General features: G+C 55.7%; 16 protein-coding genes. 10 read left to right on the top strand and 6 right to left on the bottom strand.

Annotated features, from left to right (window positions below):
• Positions 1-45 precede the first annotated feature (45 nt).
• Positions 46-1,266 (top strand): aspartate aminotransferase family protein, encoded by a 1,221-nt coding sequence (locus ACFX4O_RS11730; RefSeq protein WP_131411974.1) that lies wholly within the window; start codon positions 46-48, stop codon positions 1,264-1,266.
• On the opposite strand, the gene ACFX4O_RS11725 is transcribed toward ACFX4O_RS11730, so the two are convergent.
• Positions 1,256-3,334 (bottom strand): YccS/YhfK family putative transporter, encoded by a 2,079-nt coding sequence (locus ACFX4O_RS11725; protein WP_380209810.1) that lies wholly within the window; start codon positions 3,332-3,334, stop codon positions 1,256-1,258. The two genes, ACFX4O_RS11730 and ACFX4O_RS11725, sit on opposite strands and share 11 nt — an antisense overlap.
• Positions 3,335-3,380: 46 nt before the next feature.
• A complete protein-coding gene (gene crp / locus ACFX4O_RS11720; RefSeq protein WP_000242758.1) occupies positions 3,381-4,013 on the bottom strand; it encodes a cAMP-activated global transcriptional regulator CRP in 633 nt (210 codons plus the stop codon).
• A 304-nt stretch (positions 4,014-4,317) separates the two neighbouring features.
• Here crp and ACFX4O_RS11715 point away from each other — a divergent pair, with 304 nt between their 5' ends.
• Complete coding sequence (locus tag ACFX4O_RS11715; RefSeq protein ID WP_058609467.1) at positions 4,318-4,722, top strand: OsmC family protein; 405 nt, start codon at positions 4,318-4,320, stop codon at positions 4,720-4,722.
• Positions 4,723-4,764: 42 nt separating this feature from the next.
• On the opposite strand, the gene ACFX4O_RS11710 is transcribed toward ACFX4O_RS11715, so the two are convergent.
• The 4 genes from ACFX4O_RS11710 to ACFX4O_RS11695 all read right to left on the bottom strand — a co-directional run bounded on the left by ACFX4O_RS11710 (position 4,765) and on the right by ACFX4O_RS11695 (position 7,735).
• Positions 4,765-5,634 (bottom strand): phosphoribulokinase, encoded by an 870-nt coding sequence (locus ACFX4O_RS11710; protein ID WP_131411977.1) that lies wholly within the window; start codon positions 5,632-5,634, stop codon positions 4,765-4,767.
• A 54-nt stretch (positions 5,635-5,688) separates the two neighbouring features.
• Entirely contained in the window at positions 5,689-5,907 is a 219-nt protein-coding gene (locus ACFX4O_RS11705) for a YheU family protein (RefSeq protein WP_380209813.1), read from the bottom strand.
• Positions 5,904-6,923, bottom strand: a complete 1,020-nt coding sequence (locus ACFX4O_RS11700; protein WP_131411978.1) for a hydrolase — start codon at positions 6,921-6,923, stop codon at positions 5,904-5,906. Before ACFX4O_RS11700 ends, ACFX4O_RS11705 begins: the two co-directional genes overlap by 4 nt.
• A 92-nt stretch (positions 6,924-7,015) precedes the next feature.
• Positions 7,016-7,735 carry an NUDIX domain-containing protein gene (locus ACFX4O_RS11695; protein ID WP_131411979.1) on the bottom strand — a complete coding sequence of 240 codons (720 nt, stop codon included), beginning with the start codon at positions 7,733-7,735 and terminating at the stop codon, positions 7,016-7,018.
• A gap of 195 nt (positions 7,736-7,930) precedes the next feature.
• Here ACFX4O_RS11695 and prs point away from each other — a divergent pair, with 195 nt between their 5' ends.
• The 8 genes from prs (at position 7,931) to ACFX4O_RS11655 (ending at position 16,240) form a co-directional block, all read left to right on the top strand.
• Positions 7,931-8,791: a ribose-phosphate diphosphokinase gene (prs, locus tag ACFX4O_RS11690; protein ID WP_380209815.1), complete on the top strand. Its 861-nt coding sequence runs from the start codon at positions 7,931-7,933 to the stop codon at positions 8,789-8,791.
• A gap of 13 nt (positions 8,792-8,804) precedes the next feature.
• On the top strand, positions 8,805-10,295 hold the full coding sequence (locus tag ACFX4O_RS11685) for a nicotinate phosphoribosyltransferase (protein ID WP_380209817.1): 1,491 nt from the start codon (positions 8,805-8,807) through the stop codon (positions 10,293-10,295).
• 208 nt (positions 10,296-10,503) lie between these two features.
• Positions 10,504-12,159, top strand: coding sequence for a malonate decarboxylase subunit alpha (gene mdcA / locus ACFX4O_RS11680; protein WP_380209818.1), 1,656 nt, complete (start codon positions 10,504-10,506; stop codon positions 12,157-12,159).
• Entirely contained in the window at positions 12,159-13,016 is an 858-nt protein-coding gene (locus ACFX4O_RS11675; protein WP_380209820.1) for a triphosphoribosyl-dephospho-CoA synthase, read from the top strand. The genes mdcA and ACFX4O_RS11675 overlap by 1 nt, the downstream gene beginning before the upstream one ends.
• Before the next feature lie 9 nt (positions 13,017-13,025).
• A complete protein-coding gene (mdcC, locus tag ACFX4O_RS11670) occupies positions 13,026-13,325 on the top strand; it encodes a malonate decarboxylase acyl carrier protein (RefSeq protein WP_020455512.1) in 300 nt (99 codons plus the stop codon).
• Positions 13,318-14,154, top strand: coding sequence for a biotin-independent malonate decarboxylase subunit beta (locus tag ACFX4O_RS11665; RefSeq protein WP_131411993.1), 837 nt, complete (start codon positions 13,318-13,320; stop codon positions 14,152-14,154). The genes mdcC and ACFX4O_RS11665 overlap by 8 nt, the downstream gene beginning before the upstream one ends.
• Positions 14,151-14,951, top strand: coding sequence for a biotin-independent malonate decarboxylase subunit gamma (mdcE, locus tag ACFX4O_RS11660; protein ID WP_380209823.1), 801 nt, complete (start codon positions 14,151-14,153; stop codon positions 14,949-14,951). The genes ACFX4O_RS11665 and mdcE overlap by 4 nt, the downstream gene beginning before the upstream one ends.
• Before the next feature lie 329 nt (positions 14,952-15,280).
• Positions 15,281-16,240 (top strand): AEC family transporter, encoded by a 960-nt coding sequence (locus ACFX4O_RS11655; protein WP_131411997.1) that lies wholly within the window; start codon positions 15,281-15,283, stop codon positions 16,238-16,240.
• Position 16,241 lies beyond the last annotated feature (1 nt).

Here is a 16,241-nt window from a genome sequence, read left to right as displayed (position 1 = left end):
TTATATTTTCATAATCAATGCAACGTAAAACTGGATGGGCAAGCCATGGCAACTCAGCAAGACGCGGTAACGCGTGCAAACTTCGATGACGTTATTCTGCCAATTTACGCACCGGCCGAGTTTATCCCGGTAAAGGGTAAAGGCAGCCGAGTGTGGGATCAGCAGGGTAAAGAGTACGTTGATTTTGCAGGTGGAATTGCGGTTACTGCGTTAGGACACTGTCATCCGGCGCTGGTGGAGACGCTGAAAACGCAGGGCGAGACCCTGTGGCACACCAGCAATGTTTTTACCAACGAGCCTGCTCTGCGCCTGGCGCGTAAACTCATCGACGCCACGTTTGCCGAGCGCGTGGTGTTTATGAACTCCGGTACTGAGGCCAACGAAACGGCATTCAAGCTGGCGCGTTTTTATGCATCTACGCGTCACAGCCCATATAAAACAAAAATCATCGCGTTCCATAATGCTTTCCACGGGCGTTCGCTGTTTACCGTAAGCGTGGGCGGCCAACCGAAGTATTCCGATGGCTTTGGCCCGAAACCGGCAGACATTATTCATGTGCCGTTTAACGATCTGCACGCGGTGAAAGCGGTGATGGACGATCACACCTGCGCGGTAGTGGTAGAGCCTATTCAGGGTGAAGGCGGCGTTACTGCCGCCACGCCGGATTTCCTGAAAGGTTTGCGCGAGCTGTGCGATCAGCACAACGCACTGCTGGTATTTGACGAAGTGCAGTGCGGCATGGGCCGCAGCGGAGAGTTGTTTGCTTATATGCATTATGGCGTGACGCCGGATATTCTGACCAGCGCCAAAGCGCTCGGCGGTGGTTTCCCTATCAGCGCGATGCTGACCACGCATGAGATTGCCAGTGTCTTCCACGCCGGTTCACACGGTTCCACCTACGGTGGCAACCCGCTGGCCTGCGCCGTCGCCGGGACCGCATTCGATATTATCAACACGCCGGACGTGCTCAGTGGCGTGAATGAAAAACGTCAGTTGTTCGTTAAGCATTTACAGCAAATCGGCGAGAAATTTGACCTGTTTAGCGACATTCGCGGCATGGGGCTGCTCATTGGTGCTGAGCTTAAACCGCAATATAAAGGCCGCGCGCGCGATTTCCTCTACGCCGCCGCCGATGCGGGTGTAATGGTGCTGAACGCCGGCCCGGACGTCATGCGCTTTGTCCCCTCGCTGGTTATTGACGCGCAGGATATTGAAGAAGGGATGAACCGCTTCGCGGATGCGGTGGCGAAAGTGGTCAACGGTTAAGGCGGCGATTTAGCCAAATGCCGTGATGCGGGCGCTGACGCCATGCTACCGACGAAATGGTGTGCATGGTGTTCAGATGCCCGATAATCCGTTGTAAATGCTGCTCCAGCGTGCTCATTGGCCCGTGCGTTAACGTTTCCGGGGCTTCGAGGATATTCACATCGCCGGATTCTCCCGGCCCGTCATACTCCAGCCGCTGTTGGCAGCGCTGCAGGGCAATTTCGCAGGATTGCAAATAACGTTGCGCCAGTTCCGGCGTCAACATCGTATGTTCGCGCGCCAGTGTCGTCATCGCATTGATATGCTCAACGATAAATTGGCTGTGCGTTACCCACAGTTTCATATCTTCCAGATAACGCGTATTAAATCCCGGTTCCTGCATGGCCTGGTTTAGCGAGTTAAACAGGGCGTTATGCGCCTGGTTTACGCGCATACGTTGCCAGGCAAGCGGTGTTGGCTCTGGGTTATCGCTTAGGATCAGGCGAATCGCTTCCTGATCCGTTTCCAGCGCATCATGCGCATTCTGACGCAGCAAGCCACTTTGCCACTGCGGCCACAGCCAGACCATGCCGCCGAAGGCAATCAGGCAACCAATCAACGTATCAATAAGCCGGGCGACGATAAACTCCTCACCATTTAGCGTCAGCAACTGCAAGGTGTAGACGGCGGTAATGGTAAAACCCACCATCGCCCAGCCGTAGTTTTTCCGAATAATGAGATAACTGACCAGCGTAATCATCAGCATCGCGGCCAGCGTAAAACCGAGCGGAACATGAAAGTGCAGCGTTGCCCCCGCAATTACCAGCCCCGCAAGGGTTCCCGCCGCCCGGTGGACAATGCGAACGCGCGTTGCGCCATAACCGTTTTGCGTGACAAACATCACCGTCATCATGATCCAGTAGGGTTTCGGTAAATGCAGGGCGCTGCCCATCAGGCTGGCGATGCTGAGCATTACGCTTATCCGCGCGGCATTACGCAGCGCTGCGGATTTCAGTGATAAATAACTTTTCAGGGCTGGCAAAAGGGGTAAGCGCCGCTGCTTTTCCGCCATCAGATCGCGGGCATAGAGCGGGCGCTGAGTGCGCAAGACGCGAGCGATACGGCTAAAATGCCAGGCGCAGAATTGCCCGACCGGGTTATCCGGGTGCTGGCGGGCGATTTTTTCCAGCGCGCCGATCTGCTTATCCATGTTGAAGCGAGTAGGGTAGCGATGGTAGAGAATGTCATCAGCCAGGATGCGCAAGCGAGCGGCGACCGTCTGCGCATTCCAGCGGATCACCTGCTCGGCGTGGGTTTGTTCCACCAGTTTTTGCACTTCTTCCGGCTGGTGCAAACTCACCGAAATGTGCTCTTGTAGATCCAGCGCTACCTGGAAAACCCGCAGTAGCCGTTTGTAATCGTTGTGCTTATTGGCGGCCAGCATATGCAGCTGTTGATAGCTCTGGCTTATCATATCCACCGCCTTTTGCTGGCGGGCGAGCAACGGCGGCAGCGCTTTTTCCGGGTCGGCGTGCTGCGTCAGCAGGCTGTATTTCGCCTCGCAGTAATCCGCCAGTTGCCGGTAGAGCAGGCTGAGAGATTCGCGCAGTGGTTGCTCTCGCCACATCCAGAACCAGAACCAGTTGAACAGCCCGTACCACAGCGTGCCCAGCGCATAGATAAGCAGCGGCTCCCATACCGGCATATTACCGGCAAGGCTGAGCGTAAAGATGGCGGCAATGAGCGAAGCCGGGAGCAGGCGACCGTGCAGCGCGCTAATTTCGGCGGTCACGCCTAAAACCAGCGTCAGCCCAGTGAGGATCAACGGCAATGGAAGATCTTTCGCCAGCAATAATTGAACCGCCAGGCTGCTGCCAGCAAACAAGCTTCCGCCAATGATCAGGCGCTTGAAAAAACGTTTATGTGGCGTATCAAGCCCGGCGATGTTGCAGCAGGCGGGAACGAGGGAAAACAGCAGACCTTGTTGCAGATGGCCGGTAACCAGACCAATGGCCACAGGCAAACATAACACCAGCGTCTGTCGCAGTGCGTAGTTGATTTCGGGATGATAAATCAGCCTGCGCCACATGAGGGAAGAAAAACGACGCAGCGCGTAAGCTGCGCCGTTTTACAGATTAACGCGTTCCGTATACGACGATGGTTTTACCGTGGGCGGAGATCAGATTCTGATCTTCGAGCATTTTGAGAATGCGGCCCACTGTTTCACGGGAACAACCGACGATCTGACCAATTTCCTGGCGAGTAATTTTAATTTGCATGCCGTCCGGGTGGGTCATTGCGTCTGGCTGTTTCGCCAGATTTAATAGCGTTTGCGCGATACGGCCGGTTACGTCAAGGAAGGCAAGGTTGCCCACTTTTTCTGAAGTGACCTGCAGGCGACGCGCCATTTGTGAGGAAAGACGCATCAGGATATCCGGGTTAACCTGGATTAACTGACGGAATTTTTTGTAGGAGATTTCAGCCACTTCACAAGCAGTTTTAGCGCGTACCCATGCACTGCGCTCCTGACCCTCTTCGAACAGGCCCAGTTCACCGATAAAATCTCCCTGGTTCAGGTAAGAGAGGATCATCTCTTTACCTTCTTCATCCTTGATCAGCACTGCCACTGAGCCTTTAACGATGTAATACAGCGTTTCCGCTTTTTCACCCTGGTGAATCAGCGTGCTCTTCGACGGGTACTTATGAATGTGGCAATGAGACAAGAACCATTCAAGCGTCGGGTCTGTTTGTGGTTTGCCAAGCACCATGCGCGATTATCCTCTGTTATAAGCTGTCTCAGACACAGGATGAGCCCCTACGTCTGGGGTTGCAATCTAAGCTTCCCGCATCCTGGGAAGCGGACCGTCAGCGTCATCTGCGGTCTCTAAAGTATGATGTCATGCATACATGCGTAACATCCATTTATCTCTGTAGCATCCAGAGTGTTTTAGCATAGCTTTTACCGCCTGTCTCCTGGTGTCTCGCTTCAGCATGACGCAGGTCGCCTTCCGTTGCGAGTTTTGTTATGTACGCGTAATCTGTAAAGAAAATTGCCACTCCGGAGTGAAGAAAATGCAGGCACGTGTGAAATGGGTTGAAGGGTTAACGTTCCTTGGTGAGTCCGCATCGGGTCACCAAATCCTGATGGACGGCAACTCCGGCGACAAAGCGCCAAGCCCGATGGAAATGGTGCTGATGGCGGCGGGCGGATGCAGTGCCATCGATGTGGTTTCTATTTTGCAAAAAGGGCGTCATGACGTGACCGACTGCGAAGTGAAGCTGACCTCAGAGCGTCGCGAAGAAGCGCCGCGCCTGTTTACCCACATCAATTTGCACTTTATCGTCACCGGAAAAGATCTGAAGGATGCGGCGGTTTCCCGCGCGGTGGATTTATCCGCGGAGAAGTATTGCTCCGTGGCCTTGATGCTCGAAAAAGCGGTGAACATCACCCACTCTTACGAAGTTATCGAAGCCTGATGCGAAAAGCCCGGCGGCGCGTTGCTTACCGGGCTTTCTACATTATTTGATCTTTTTGCCTTCCATCAGCCGTTGCACCAGCGGCGTCATAATCAACTCCATCGCCAGCCCCATTTTCCCGCCAGGCACCACCAGCGTATCCATATGCGAGATAAACGAGCCTTGCAGCATCGCCAGTAACCACGGGTAATCAATCCCTTCCAGATTACGGAAGTGGATCACCACAAAACTCTCGTCAAGCGAGGGAATGCCTTTCGCCGCAAAGGGATTGGAGGTATCCACCGTTGGCACGCGCTGGAAGTTGATGTGCGTACGGGAAAACTGCGGCGTAATAAAATTGATGTAATCCTCCATCGAGCGCACGACAGAATCCATCACCGCTTCACGCGAATGCCCGCGCTCGCTGGTATCGCGGACAAGCTTTTGAATCCATTCCAGATTGACGATCGGCACTACGCCCACCAGCAAATCCACATGCTTTGCGACATCGTTTTGCGGGGTCACTACACCGCCGTGCAGACCTTCATAAAACAGCACATCGGTCGGCTCAGGCAGCGGTTGCCAGGGTGTAAACGTGCCCGGTACCTGGTTCCAGGGAACGGCTTCATCGTAGGTGTGCAGGTATTTGCGCGCCTGGCCTTTGCCAGTTTGACCATATTCGCTAAACGTCTGTTCCAGCAGGCCAAAGTCATTGGCTTCCGGGCCAAAATAGCTGATATGCCGCCCAAGATCGCGGGCCTTGCGGATAGCCATATCCATTTCCGGGCGGGTATAGCGATGGAAACTGTCACCTTCCACTTCTGCCGCGTGCATATTGAGCTGAGCGAAGATTTTACGAAAGGCGAGGCTGGTGGTGGTGGTTCCCGCGCCGCTGGAGCCTGTAACGGCGATAACCGGATGTTTGGCGGACATAGCAACTCCCTGAATTAACGATTATTTCAGTATAGCCAGCCGCCATGTATTTGTTCAGTCGTGGAACTGTCCGCGCGGCATTATATTGGCCGTCTCGTGCAGTTCCGACCACACCAGTACGGCTTCGCCGCGTTGCAGCTGCCGTTTAACGTCGGCGACCTTTTGCTCAAGTGAACGCTCATGTTCACCATAATCAGTGCCTTCGCGCAAGACAAAGCTCTCAATCAGATTGTCCAGCGTCTGCGCATCAATTTCTTGCCAGGGAATAATCATCGTCTTTCCAGGTAAGCGGATAACCAATCCGGAATGCGTTTTTCCAGCCACATTTCCGGGTGGCGCAAGGTTCCACCAACAAACCCGACATGGCCGCCATGTTCCGTCAGTTGGTACTCAATATTTGCCGGCAAATGCCCGGCATCCGGGATCACGTTGTGATCCATAAACGGGTCATCTTTCGCGTGGATAATCAGCGTCGGTTTACGAATATCCGGCAAAACCGGCATCGCGCTACAGCGGCGATAGTAATCCAGTGCGTCGGCAAAGCCGTGGATTTTTGCGGTGATCAGATCGTCGAACTCGCGAATACGGCGCAACTTACGCAGCGCAGGCAAGGTGGTTGGCAGCGAGCCGGGATAGGCGCGTAACTTGCGCGCGGCGTTCGCTTTCAGCAAATTCAACAAGTAGCGCTGATAAACGCGGGAAAATCCCTTATCCATATGATAACTGCAGGCTTCCAGCACCAACGGAGCAGAGACAATCACCGCTGCATCGACAGGCAAGTTATCATCGGCTTTTGCCAGTAAACAGCCGAGCATGTTCCCGCCGAGCGAATAACCCACCGCTGCGGTTGGCGCGGGTCCGAATTCCTGATGTAACCAGTGCAAGAACCAGGTGCCATCTTCGGTTTCGCCCGAGTGATAAATGCGGTTCAGGCGATTCGGGATGCCGCTACAGCCGCGAAAATGCATCACCACGCCAAGCCAGCCGCGCTGCTTCGCCGCATGCACCAGACCGTGCGCGTAAGGGCTGTGAAGGCTGCCCTCCAGACCATGAAAAACCACCAGCCGCGGTTTATGTTTCGCCTGATTCGGTTCTTCGCTCCAGGCCAAATCAACAAAGTCGCCATCCGGCAGCTCAAGGCGCTGCCACCAGGGTTCAAACTGTAAGCGTCGACGTAAAATGCGTGGCAGCATGGTTTGGAAATGCGGGTTACGCACGCCGCGCATCGGGCGAAAGTCATGCGTATCATCTGCAATTTCCGAAAGTTGTGAAGGTGTAATTTCAGCCATAACACAGAAAAAATAGAGTAGGTATTGGGACAACTATAACCGCGCAAGAGCATTCCGTTTGTTCATTTTACGGGACTTAGCACGATCGCGTATTAATCTGTTAGCAAATTCCGCGAAAACAGATGTATGTCGACGCCTGGTTTACGCCGCCATAAACGCGCTTTACGCGCGCCGGTCGCCACGCTTTCGCCGGTCTCTTCAAACATGCCGGAGGCTTCAAAGCGGCGAATCAAACTTTTACGCTGAATAGGCTGGCCAAGGATTATCTCGGTTGCTTCCTGCAATTGCGCCTGGGTAAACGTATCGGGCAAGCAATAAACCGGCAGGAGCGAGTACATGGTTTTCTGCCGCAACCGGTGCAGCGCCGCATGGATTATTGTCCGGTGATCAAAAGCCAGCTCCATGGTATCCAGCTCACTCACCGGCACCCATTTTGCGTCGCTTACGCTTGCAATATGCGGCGCGCAGGACATCCACGAAATCAGCGCAAACCAGGCGATAGTCAGGCTCCAGCCGCGCGGATCGCGCTGCGGGCCGGAAAAGGTATCCAACTGTTCCAGCCACGATGGGGAAACACCGGTTTTTTCCGTCAGTTTGCGCAGCGCCGTGGCACGCGTGGAATCATCCTGCACCATATCGATAAATCCGCCGGGTAATCCCCAGCGCCCTTGCTGCGGCTGGCTGGCTCGCTGAACCAATAACACACAAAGCACCTGCTGATGCACCGTAAACAGCACGCTATCCACCGTCACCAGCGGTGAGGGGAAACGGCTGGCATCATAAGATTTCAGGTACTCTGCTTCACTGATCATCGCTCATTCGCTCCTTTTTACACGCCACAAGTTTATCAGCCTGCCCTGGGGCAGCAAGCTAACTTTTATCTTGTTAATTTTCAGGTGGTTAAGTATTTAGTTCCTCAATGATTAAAAAAATGCTTGCCTAATAAGTGTCTTATAGACAATATTAATTGTGTCCAAGGGACATTAATTATTGAGTCGAGGTGAAAGATGGCGAGCAGAATCGAATTATTCATAGATAACGCGCAGGTTGCACTGAGCCATGGCGTCTTTCCAGACGGAGCTGTCTGGCTCAAAGTCACCGGCAAACTTCCGTCATTCGCCCAGCAGATGCGGGTGCGTGTTGCCGCGATGCGCGATATGAACGACTTCATGTTGCTGGCACAACTGGTGGACGCCGTTCGTCACGCCACCGATATCGCGGTGAGCCATCTGGAGCTGGCATGGTTGCCGTGGGCGCGTCAGGACAGGCATATGGTTTCCGGCGACAGCTTCGCGCTGAAAGTTTTCGCAAACTTACTCAACACACTCAATTTCAACAAAGTTTTTGTGCTCGACCCACACAGTGACGCCGCCGCAGCAGCCATCAATAACTGCGTAGTCATCGCGCAGGAAAGCTGCTTAATGCAGAGCGAAACTCTGCGTCGCGCCATTGGCAATCGCGAGCTGATGCTGGTCGCGCCGGATGCCGGTGCGCTGAAGAAAATCCATAACGTGGCGAAAGCCAGTGGCGCGCAAGAGTACGCCATCCTCACAAAAGAGCGTGATGTCGCAACCGGAAACCTGACAGGTTTCGCGCTGGTGGCCGGAGACGTCGCGGGCAAAGATCTGCTGATCGTCGATGATCTTTGCGATGCAGGTGGCACCTTTATTGGTTCAGCCCAGGTGTTGCGCGATGCCGGCGCCCGCAGCGTTAGCCTGTATGTCACGCACGGTGTCTTTTCCAAAGGGGTTGAGAACCTGCTCAATAACGGTATCGACGCGATTTACACCACCACATCCTTCACCTCGCCTGCACTGACGGATCCGCGAGTTGAACTGATCGACATTGACGCTATTTTCCGCGCTTAAGGGAGACAACATCATGAATATCAATCCGATTCTGGCTATCGACGGTTACAAAGTTTCGCACCGTGTGCAGTACCCACAGGGGACAACGCAGGTTTACTCCAATTTCACGCCGCGCAGCGACCGCTTTTTTCAGTCGCCGGTGGCCGACGGCAAGCTGGTGTTCTTCGGTCTGCAGGGGTTCCTGAAGTGGTTTATGGTCGATCTGTTCAACGACGGCTTTTTTGCCCGCCCGGAAGAGGAAGTCGTTAACGAATACAAGCAGGTGATGGATAACTATCTCGGCAGGGACGCCGTCGCAGTCGATCACATTCGCGCGCTGCACCGTTTGGGCTATCTGCCGCTGCACATTAAGTCGCTGGATGAAGGCAGTAAAGTGCCGATGAAAGTGCCAGTTCTGACCATTACCAACACCCGCGAGGAGTTTTTCTGGTTGGTGAACTACCTGGAAACCGTACTCTCCGCCGAGCTGTGGAAAGCCTCCACCAACGCCACCATTGCGCACCACTACCGTAAAATTTGCGAGCAGTGGGCAGCGAAAACCTGCACGGATTTGTCACACCTCGATTTCCAGTGCCACGACTTCTCGTTTCGCGGCATGGCTGGTCTGCACGACACGGCGCAGGCGGGTGCGGGGCATTTACTGAGTTTTAAAGGCACCGACAGTATTCCCTCGCTGCTGTATGCCCGCGATCACTACACCGGTGGTGAAGAGTACTTCATGGGTGCCAGCATTCCTGCCACCGAGCACAGCGTGATGTGCATGGGTGAACACGACCATGAAATTGAAACGTTCCGCCGCCTGATTGCCGATATCTATCCGCAGGGATTTGTCTCTATCGTCTCCGATACCTGGGATTACTGGCGCGTACTGACGGAATATACCCGCGAACTGAAACAGATAATCCTGGGGCGTGAAGGGCGCGTGGTGTTCCGCCCGGACAGCGGTGATCCGGTGGAAATTCTCTGCGGTACAGGCGCGGATGATGACACGCGAGCACAGCGCAGCCCGGAGGAGAAAGGGTCGGTAGAAGTGCTGTGGGAAATCTTTGGCGGCACGGTTAATGAGAAGGGTTACAAAGTGCTGGATCCGCATGTCGGCCTGATTTACGGCGACTCCATTACCCTGGCGCGCGCCAATGAGATCCTGCGCCGTCTGGAAGCCAAAGGTTTCGCCAGCTCTAACGTGGTGTTTGGTGTCGGCTCTTTTACTTATCAGTACAACACCCGCGATACCTTCGGTTTTGCGATGAAAGCGACCTGGGGCGCGGTCAACGGTGAAGGGCGAATGATCTTTAAAGAGCCAAAAACCGATAACGGCCTGAAACGTTCGGCGCGCGGGTTATTGCGCGTGGATCGCGATGCGCAAGGCGAACTGCAACTGCACGATGAACAGAGCTGGGAACAGGAAAAAGGTGGAGAACTGAAAACCCGTTTCCTTGACGGCAAACTCTACCAGACCGAGCATTTTGAACAGATTCGCCAGCGCCTGGCGAACCAGCGTTAATCCTCAGTTGGCGGTACGCCCGTACCGCCAGCGCTATAAGCCTTTCTTCCGATGTGGAAATTGACACACATCACAAATACTTTCATTTGATTATTACTCTCAGGCTAATGATTTGGCCGCCTCCTTAATTGATGGCTTTCTCACCACGGCGCACACTGAGTTCAGTGTTAAGCAAGTCAAAATGATGAGCTGAATCAGGAGGTTAATAATGTTATCTGGGCAAACGCCAGCACAGGTATGGAACACGCGGCGCAGCGAGAAACAGCGCCGCCTGGCGTCCATTCCCGTGCAGGGCAAGGTACTGCCGACCGGCGACCTTGTCGCCATGCTGGAAAAACTGATTGCACCGGGCGACCGTGTGGTGCTGGAAGGGAACAACCAAAAACAGGCCGATTTCCTCTCGCGTTCATTGGCTGAAGTCAACCCGCAGAAAGTCCACGACCTGCATATGATTATGCCGAGCGTCGGGCGCAGCGAACACCTTGATATTTTCGAAAAGGGCATCGCCCGCAAACTGGATTTCTCCTTCTCCGGCACCCAGAGCCTGCGTATTTCGCAACTGCTGGAAGATGGCCTGCTGGAAATCGGCGCGATCCACACTTACATCGAACTTTACTCCCGCCTGTACGTTGACCTGTGCCCGAATGTGGCGCTGATTGCCGGTTATAAAGCAGACCGCAAAGGCAACCTCTACACCGGCCCAAGTACCGAAGATACCCCGGCGCTGGTTGAAGCTGCCGCCTTCCGTGACGGCATCGTTATCGCTCAGGTCAATGAGCTGGTGGATGACGAATGCGACCTGCCGCGCGTGGATATTCCCGGTTCCTGGATCGACTACGTGGTGGTCGCCGACAAACCATTCTTTATCGAACCGCTGTTTACCCGCGACCCGCGCCTGATCAAGCAAGAACACATTCTGATGGCGATGATGGCCATCAAAGGTATCTACGCCGAGCATCAGGTGCAGTCGCTCAACCACGGTATCGGTTTCAACACTGCAGCCATCGAACTGCTGCTGCCGACTTACGGTGAGCAGCTCGGTCTGAAAGGCAAAATCTGTAAACACTGGACGCTGAACCCGCACCCGACGCTGATCCCGGCGATTGAAAGCGGCTGGGTGGAAAGTGTGCACTGCTTCGGCGGCGAATTGGGGATGGAAGAGTACATCCGCGCCCGCCCGGATGTGTTCTTTACCGGTTCCGACGGTTCCATGCGTTCCAACCGTGCGTTCTGCCAGCTAGCCGGCCAGTACGCGGTCGATATGTTTATCGGCTCGACGTTACAAGTCGATGGCCTGGCGAACTCTTCCACCGTGACCCGCGGTCGTCTTTCGGGCTTTGGTGGCGCGCCAAACATGGGCCATGACCCGCACGGTCGCCGCCACGCGACACCGGCCTGGCTGAACATGATCACCGAACCTGATCCGATGCAGCGCGGTAAAAAACTGGTGGTGCAGATGGTGGAAACCTTCCAGGCCGGTGCGAAACCCACGTTCGTGGAAAAACTCGACGCTGTGGAAGTGGCGAAATCCTCCGGCATGCCGCTGGCACCGGTGATGATTTATGGCGATGACGTGACGCACGTGCTGACCGAAGAGGGGATTGCTTACCTCTATCGCGCCGAAAGTCTTGAAGAGCGCCGGGCGATGGTCGCGGCAGTTGCAGGGATCACCGATATCGGGCTGGGCGTTGACGCCAAACGTGTCGCCCAACTTCGCCAGAGCGGCAAAGTGGTCTACCCGGAAGATATGGGCATTCGCCGCACTGACGCGACCCGTTCGTTGCTGGCTGCCAGCAGCGTCGCGGATCTGGTTGAGTGGTCCGGCGGGCTGTACAACCCACCTGCGAAATTCCGGAGCTGGTAATGAAACTTCTGCCCCGGATTGACGCTGAAGGCGGTGCCGAATGGTTGGCGCGAACCGCCACACTGTGTCTGATTGACGAAGCACGATTAAGCCCGAAGCCCGGTCTGGTGGACAGCCGGGGGAACGGCGCGCACCACGATTTAACGCTCGAACTGATGGAGCGTTCCGCGCACAGCCTGACCCCCACGTTTCAGGCGCTGGCGCAACAAAGCTGGCGGCGGCCAGCGGATGTGGCGCTCAGACAAACCATTGGGCGATTAGGTCGGGAAGGTGAGCAGCAGATGATGGCGGCCACCGGTGGCGTGAATACCCATCGTGGCGCGATCTGGGCATTAGGGTTGCTGGTAAGTGCGGTCGCCATGTCTGGCGGTAACGCACCGGCACAGGACATTGCCGCCCTTGCCGCAAAGCTGGCGCAACTACCGGATGACGCTGCGCCGAAGCTCTTCAGTAAAGGGCTGCGCGCCACCCACCGTTACCGGGTACCGGGCGCACGTGAAGAGGCGCAGCAAGGCTTTCCGCACATTATCAAGCTGGCGTTGCCGCAGTTGCAGCACAGCCGTCAGCGCGGCAGCAGCGAAGCGCAGGCCAGGCTCGATGCGCTGATGGCCATCATGACCTCGCTGAGCGACACCTGCGTGCTTTCCCGCGCGGGGCTCGAAGGTCTGGAGGCAATGCGCCACGGGGCGAGCGCGGTGCTGCAAGCCGGTGGCGTTGCGTCAAAGGCCGGTCAGCAAGCGTTAGCCGAACTGGACGCGCGGATGCTGGCGCTGAACGCGTCGCCGGGCGGCGCGGCAGATTTACTCGCGGCGACACTGTTTCTCGATCGCATGACCACGCCTTATTTAGCGAATTAAGAGGAAGTTATGGAACACATTACGATAACCGTGCCTGCTGGCCGCGCATTACGCGGTAAAGCGCTGGCGGGCGTTGTGGGCTCCGGGGATATGGAGGTGTTATTCACCGCCGACCAGGGGCAAACACTGACAATTGAGATCACCACCTCCGTGGACAACAGCCGTGGACGTTGGGAAGCGCTGTTCAACCGTCTCGGTCTGGTGAGCACGCTGCCTGCGGGCCAGCTTGTGATCCACGATTTCGGCGCAACGCCCGGTGTGGCGCGCATCCGTATCGAACAGGTATTCGAAGAGGTGAGCTATGCGTGACGATCGCAGTTTTATCGAACTTAAAGCGCGTCAGCGCGCACAGACGCTACTGGATGACGGCAGCTACCGCGAACTGCTGGATCCGTTTGAAGGCATCATTTCACCGTGGTTAGGGCCGCAGGGCATTGTGCCGCAGGCGGACGACGGCATGGTGGTCGCCAAAGGCACCATCAACGGCCAGCCCGCAGTGGTTGTGGCGATTGAAGGCGCGTTCCAGGGCGGCAGCATGGGCGAAGTCTCCGGCGCGAAAATGGCGGCGGCACTTGAGCTGGCAGCGGAAGATAACCGTAACGGCATCCCGACACAGGCGGTGCTGTGCCTCGAAACGGGCGGCGTACGTTTGCAGGAAGCCAACCTTGGGCTGGCGGCGATTGCCGATATTCACGCGGCAATTGTTGACCTGCGTCGCTATACGCCGGTTATCGGCATCGTTGCCGGTACGGTTGGCTGCTTCGGTGGGATGTCTATTGCCGCTGCGCTCTGTAGTTACCTGATTGTGACGCGCGAAGCCCGTCTTGGTCTGAACGGCCCACAGGTTATCGAACAGGAAGCCGGGATTGAAGAGTACGACTCCCGCGACCGTCCGTTTATCTGGAGCATGACCGGTGGCGAAGTGCGTTATCGCAGCGGGCTGGTGGATGCGCTGGTCGGCGACGGCATCCATGCGGTGAAACAGGCGATGAACGAGGCGATCGCCAAAGGCGTGCCTGCCAAACATCGCACCGATAAGTACGACGATTATTTGCAACGTCTGACCCACTTCGACACCCGCAAACAAGCGGATGCAGAACAGATCAGCGCGTTGTTTGCCGGGGAGGGAAAAGCATGAGTACGACAGTAAGCCGTGGCGCGTTATGGATGGAAAAACTGGCGCCGAATGCGAAACGTCTGAGCGGGCTGTGCCCGTCCGTGCAGGCAGTCGATGGCAACGTTAACGGTGAAGCGGTGCGTTTCATTGCCGTGGTGCCGGATGCTAACAACCATTATCCGCGTGCCGCAAAAGGTGAAGTCGGTCTGCTGGAGGGTTGGACGCTGGCGAAAGTGGTGAGCGAAACCGTTGCCGCCGATACCAACAACAGCGTGAAGCGCCCCATCATTGCGGTGATTGATGTGCCAAGCCAGGCCTATGGCCGTCGCGAAGAAGCGTTTGGGATTCACCAGGCGCTAGCCGGTGCGGCGGCGGCCTATGCCAATGCGCGTCTGGCAGGACACCCGGTGATTGGTTTGATCGTCGGTAAAGCGATGTCCGGGGCGTTTCTGGCGCACGGCTACCAGGCGAATCGCCTGATTGCATTTAACGATTCCGGTGTGCTTATCCACGCCATGGGCAAAGAGTCGGCGGCGCGCATTACGCTGCGTACCGTGGAGGCGCTGGAAAAACTGGCGGCCACCATTCCGCCTATGGCCTATGACATCAGCAACTACGCGACGCTGGGACTGCTCTCCGAATTGTTGAACATCAGCAACCCGGACATGCCTTCAGACGCCGATCTGGCGCAGGTGCAGAGTACGTTGCACCAGGCCATCAACGACGCTCGTCAGGACACCACGTTGAAAAACCGTTTGGGTGCTGACAACCGCCGCAGCTCTGCTCTTGTGCGCGAACGCATGAAAGCGAGCTGGTAAGTAATAAGTAAAAAGAAACCTGCCAGAGAGCAAAACCATGGGCGCGCACGCCGTGCCCATGAACGCTTTTGCTCCTGAAAATAATAACCATCGCATATAAGGCTCAAGCACGAAATCATTCGTTCTGCATTGAGGCGGCAACTGAGTGAATCTCTGGCTGTTTACTGAAGTAAGTGACCAGGGTGAACAACAAATCTGTCAGAAACAGATTTGAACGTCACTGGACGACGACCCATAAGGGCGAGGTTCAGAGACGAGTCACTCAGCAGCCTACAAACAGGCAGGGCGAAGGATGACGTGATTTCTTTTTAAAGGCTTACAGGTGATTTATGACTTACGTAATTGTTCATGCCCTCGCACCGATATTCGTCATCATGCTGCTGGGTTTCTGGGCGGGAAAGGCCAAAATGGTCGACAACAAAAACGTTTCCCTGCTGAATATCTTTGTAATGGATTTTGCCCTGCCCGCGGCGCTGTTTAGCGCTACTGTTCAGACGCCGTGGACCGGGATCATCGCACAGTCGCCGCTGATTCTGGTACTGACACTCTCCATGTGGATTACCTATGCCGCCATTTATTTCCTGGCGACCTCGGTTTTCAAAAAATCGCCGCAGGATGCCGCGGTGCTGACGCTGACTGTCGCACTGCCAAACTACGCCGCGCTCGGCTTGCCAATTCTGGGCAGCGTGCTGGGTGAAGGCTCGTCGACATCGCTCTCCGTTGCGGTTTCTATCGCCTGCGGTTCAGTCCTGATGACGCCGTTCTGCTTACTGATCCTTGAGCGTGAAAAAGCGCGAGCCGCGGGTGATAACACCGGTTCTACGCTGGCAATGCTGCCAGTATTGATGTGGCGTTCGGTGAAAAAACCGATTGTCTGGGGGCCGCTGCTCGGGGTGGTTCTGTCCGCTATCGGCATAAAAATGCCGGAACTGGTGCTGGCATCGATCAAACCGCTTGGCCTTGCTGCGACGGCGGCGGCGCTGTTCCTGACGGGTGTGATCCTCTCGGCGCGAAAACTGGCCATTAACACCATGGTTATTTCTGCCACCATCACCAAACTGCTGATCCAACCGGCGATTGCGTGGGGGATTGTTCTGGTGCTTGGTTTGCATGGTTCGGTGGCGATCACCGCTATCCTGATGATTGCGCTGGCTGCGGGCTTCTTCGGTGTGGTATTTGGTAACCGCTTTGGCGTGCAATCGCCGGATGCGGAAGCCGTGCTGCTGCTGAGCTCCGTGCTCTGTATCCTGTCGCTGCCGCTGTTTATCACGCTGACTTCAGGAATGTAAT

It is taken from the genome of Kosakonia sp. YIM B13571 (assembly GCF_042788095.1).
Lineage (GTDB): Bacteria > Pseudomonadota > Gammaproteobacteria > Enterobacterales > Enterobacteriaceae > Kosakonia > Kosakonia quasisacchari.
This window is presented reverse-complemented; position numbering and strand designations above follow the sequence as displayed.

Bases quoted from the DNA above. Each gene is read 5' to 3' on its own strand.
- ACFX4O_RS11730 (WP_131411974.1), top strand. From the start codon at position 46: ATGGCAACTCAGCAAGACGCGGTAACGCGTGCAAACTTCGATGACGTT.
- ACFX4O_RS11725 (WP_380209810.1), bottom strand. From the start codon at position 3,334: ATGTGGCGCAGGCTGATTTATCATCCCGAAATCAACTACGCACTGCGA.
- crp (WP_000242758.1), bottom strand. From the start codon at position 4,013: ATGGTGCTTGGCAAACCACAAACAGACCCGACGCTTGAATGGTTCTTG.
- ACFX4O_RS11715 (WP_058609467.1), top strand. From the start codon at position 4,318: ATGCAGGCACGTGTGAAATGGGTTGAAGGGTTAACGTTCCTTGGTGAG.
- ACFX4O_RS11710 (WP_131411977.1), bottom strand. From the start codon at position 5,634: ATGTCCGCCAAACATCCGGTTATCGCCGTTACAGGCTCCAGCGGCGCG.
- ACFX4O_RS11705 (WP_380209813.1), bottom strand. From the start codon at position 5,907: ATGATTATTCCCTGGCAAGAAATTGATGCGCAGACGCTGGACAATCTG.
- ACFX4O_RS11700 (WP_131411978.1), bottom strand. From the start codon at position 6,923: ATGGCTGAAATTACACCTTCACAACTTTCGGAAATTGCAGATGATACG.
- ACFX4O_RS11695 (WP_131411979.1), bottom strand. From the start codon at position 7,735: ATGATCAGTGAAGCAGAGTACCTGAAATCTTATGATGCCAGCCGTTTC.
- prs (WP_380209815.1), top strand. From the start codon at position 7,931: ATGGCGAGCAGAATCGAATTATTCATAGATAACGCGCAGGTTGCACTG.
- ACFX4O_RS11685 (WP_380209817.1), top strand. From the start codon at position 8,805: ATGAATATCAATCCGATTCTGGCTATCGACGGTTACAAAGTTTCGCAC.
- mdcA (WP_380209818.1), top strand. From the start codon at position 10,504: ATGTTATCTGGGCAAACGCCAGCACAGGTATGGAACACGCGGCGCAGC.
- ACFX4O_RS11675 (WP_380209820.1), top strand. From the start codon at position 12,159: ATGAAACTTCTGCCCCGGATTGACGCTGAAGGCGGTGCCGAATGGTTG.
- mdcC (WP_020455512.1), top strand. From the start codon at position 13,026: ATGGAACACATTACGATAACCGTGCCTGCTGGCCGCGCATTACGCGGT.
- ACFX4O_RS11665 (WP_131411993.1), top strand. From the start codon at position 13,318: ATGCGTGACGATCGCAGTTTTATCGAACTTAAAGCGCGTCAGCGCGCA.
- mdcE (WP_380209823.1), top strand. From the start codon at position 14,151: ATGAGTACGACAGTAAGCCGTGGCGCGTTATGGATGGAAAAACTGGCG.
- ACFX4O_RS11655 (WP_131411997.1), top strand. From the start codon at position 15,281: ATGACTTACGTAATTGTTCATGCCCTCGCACCGATATTCGTCATCATG.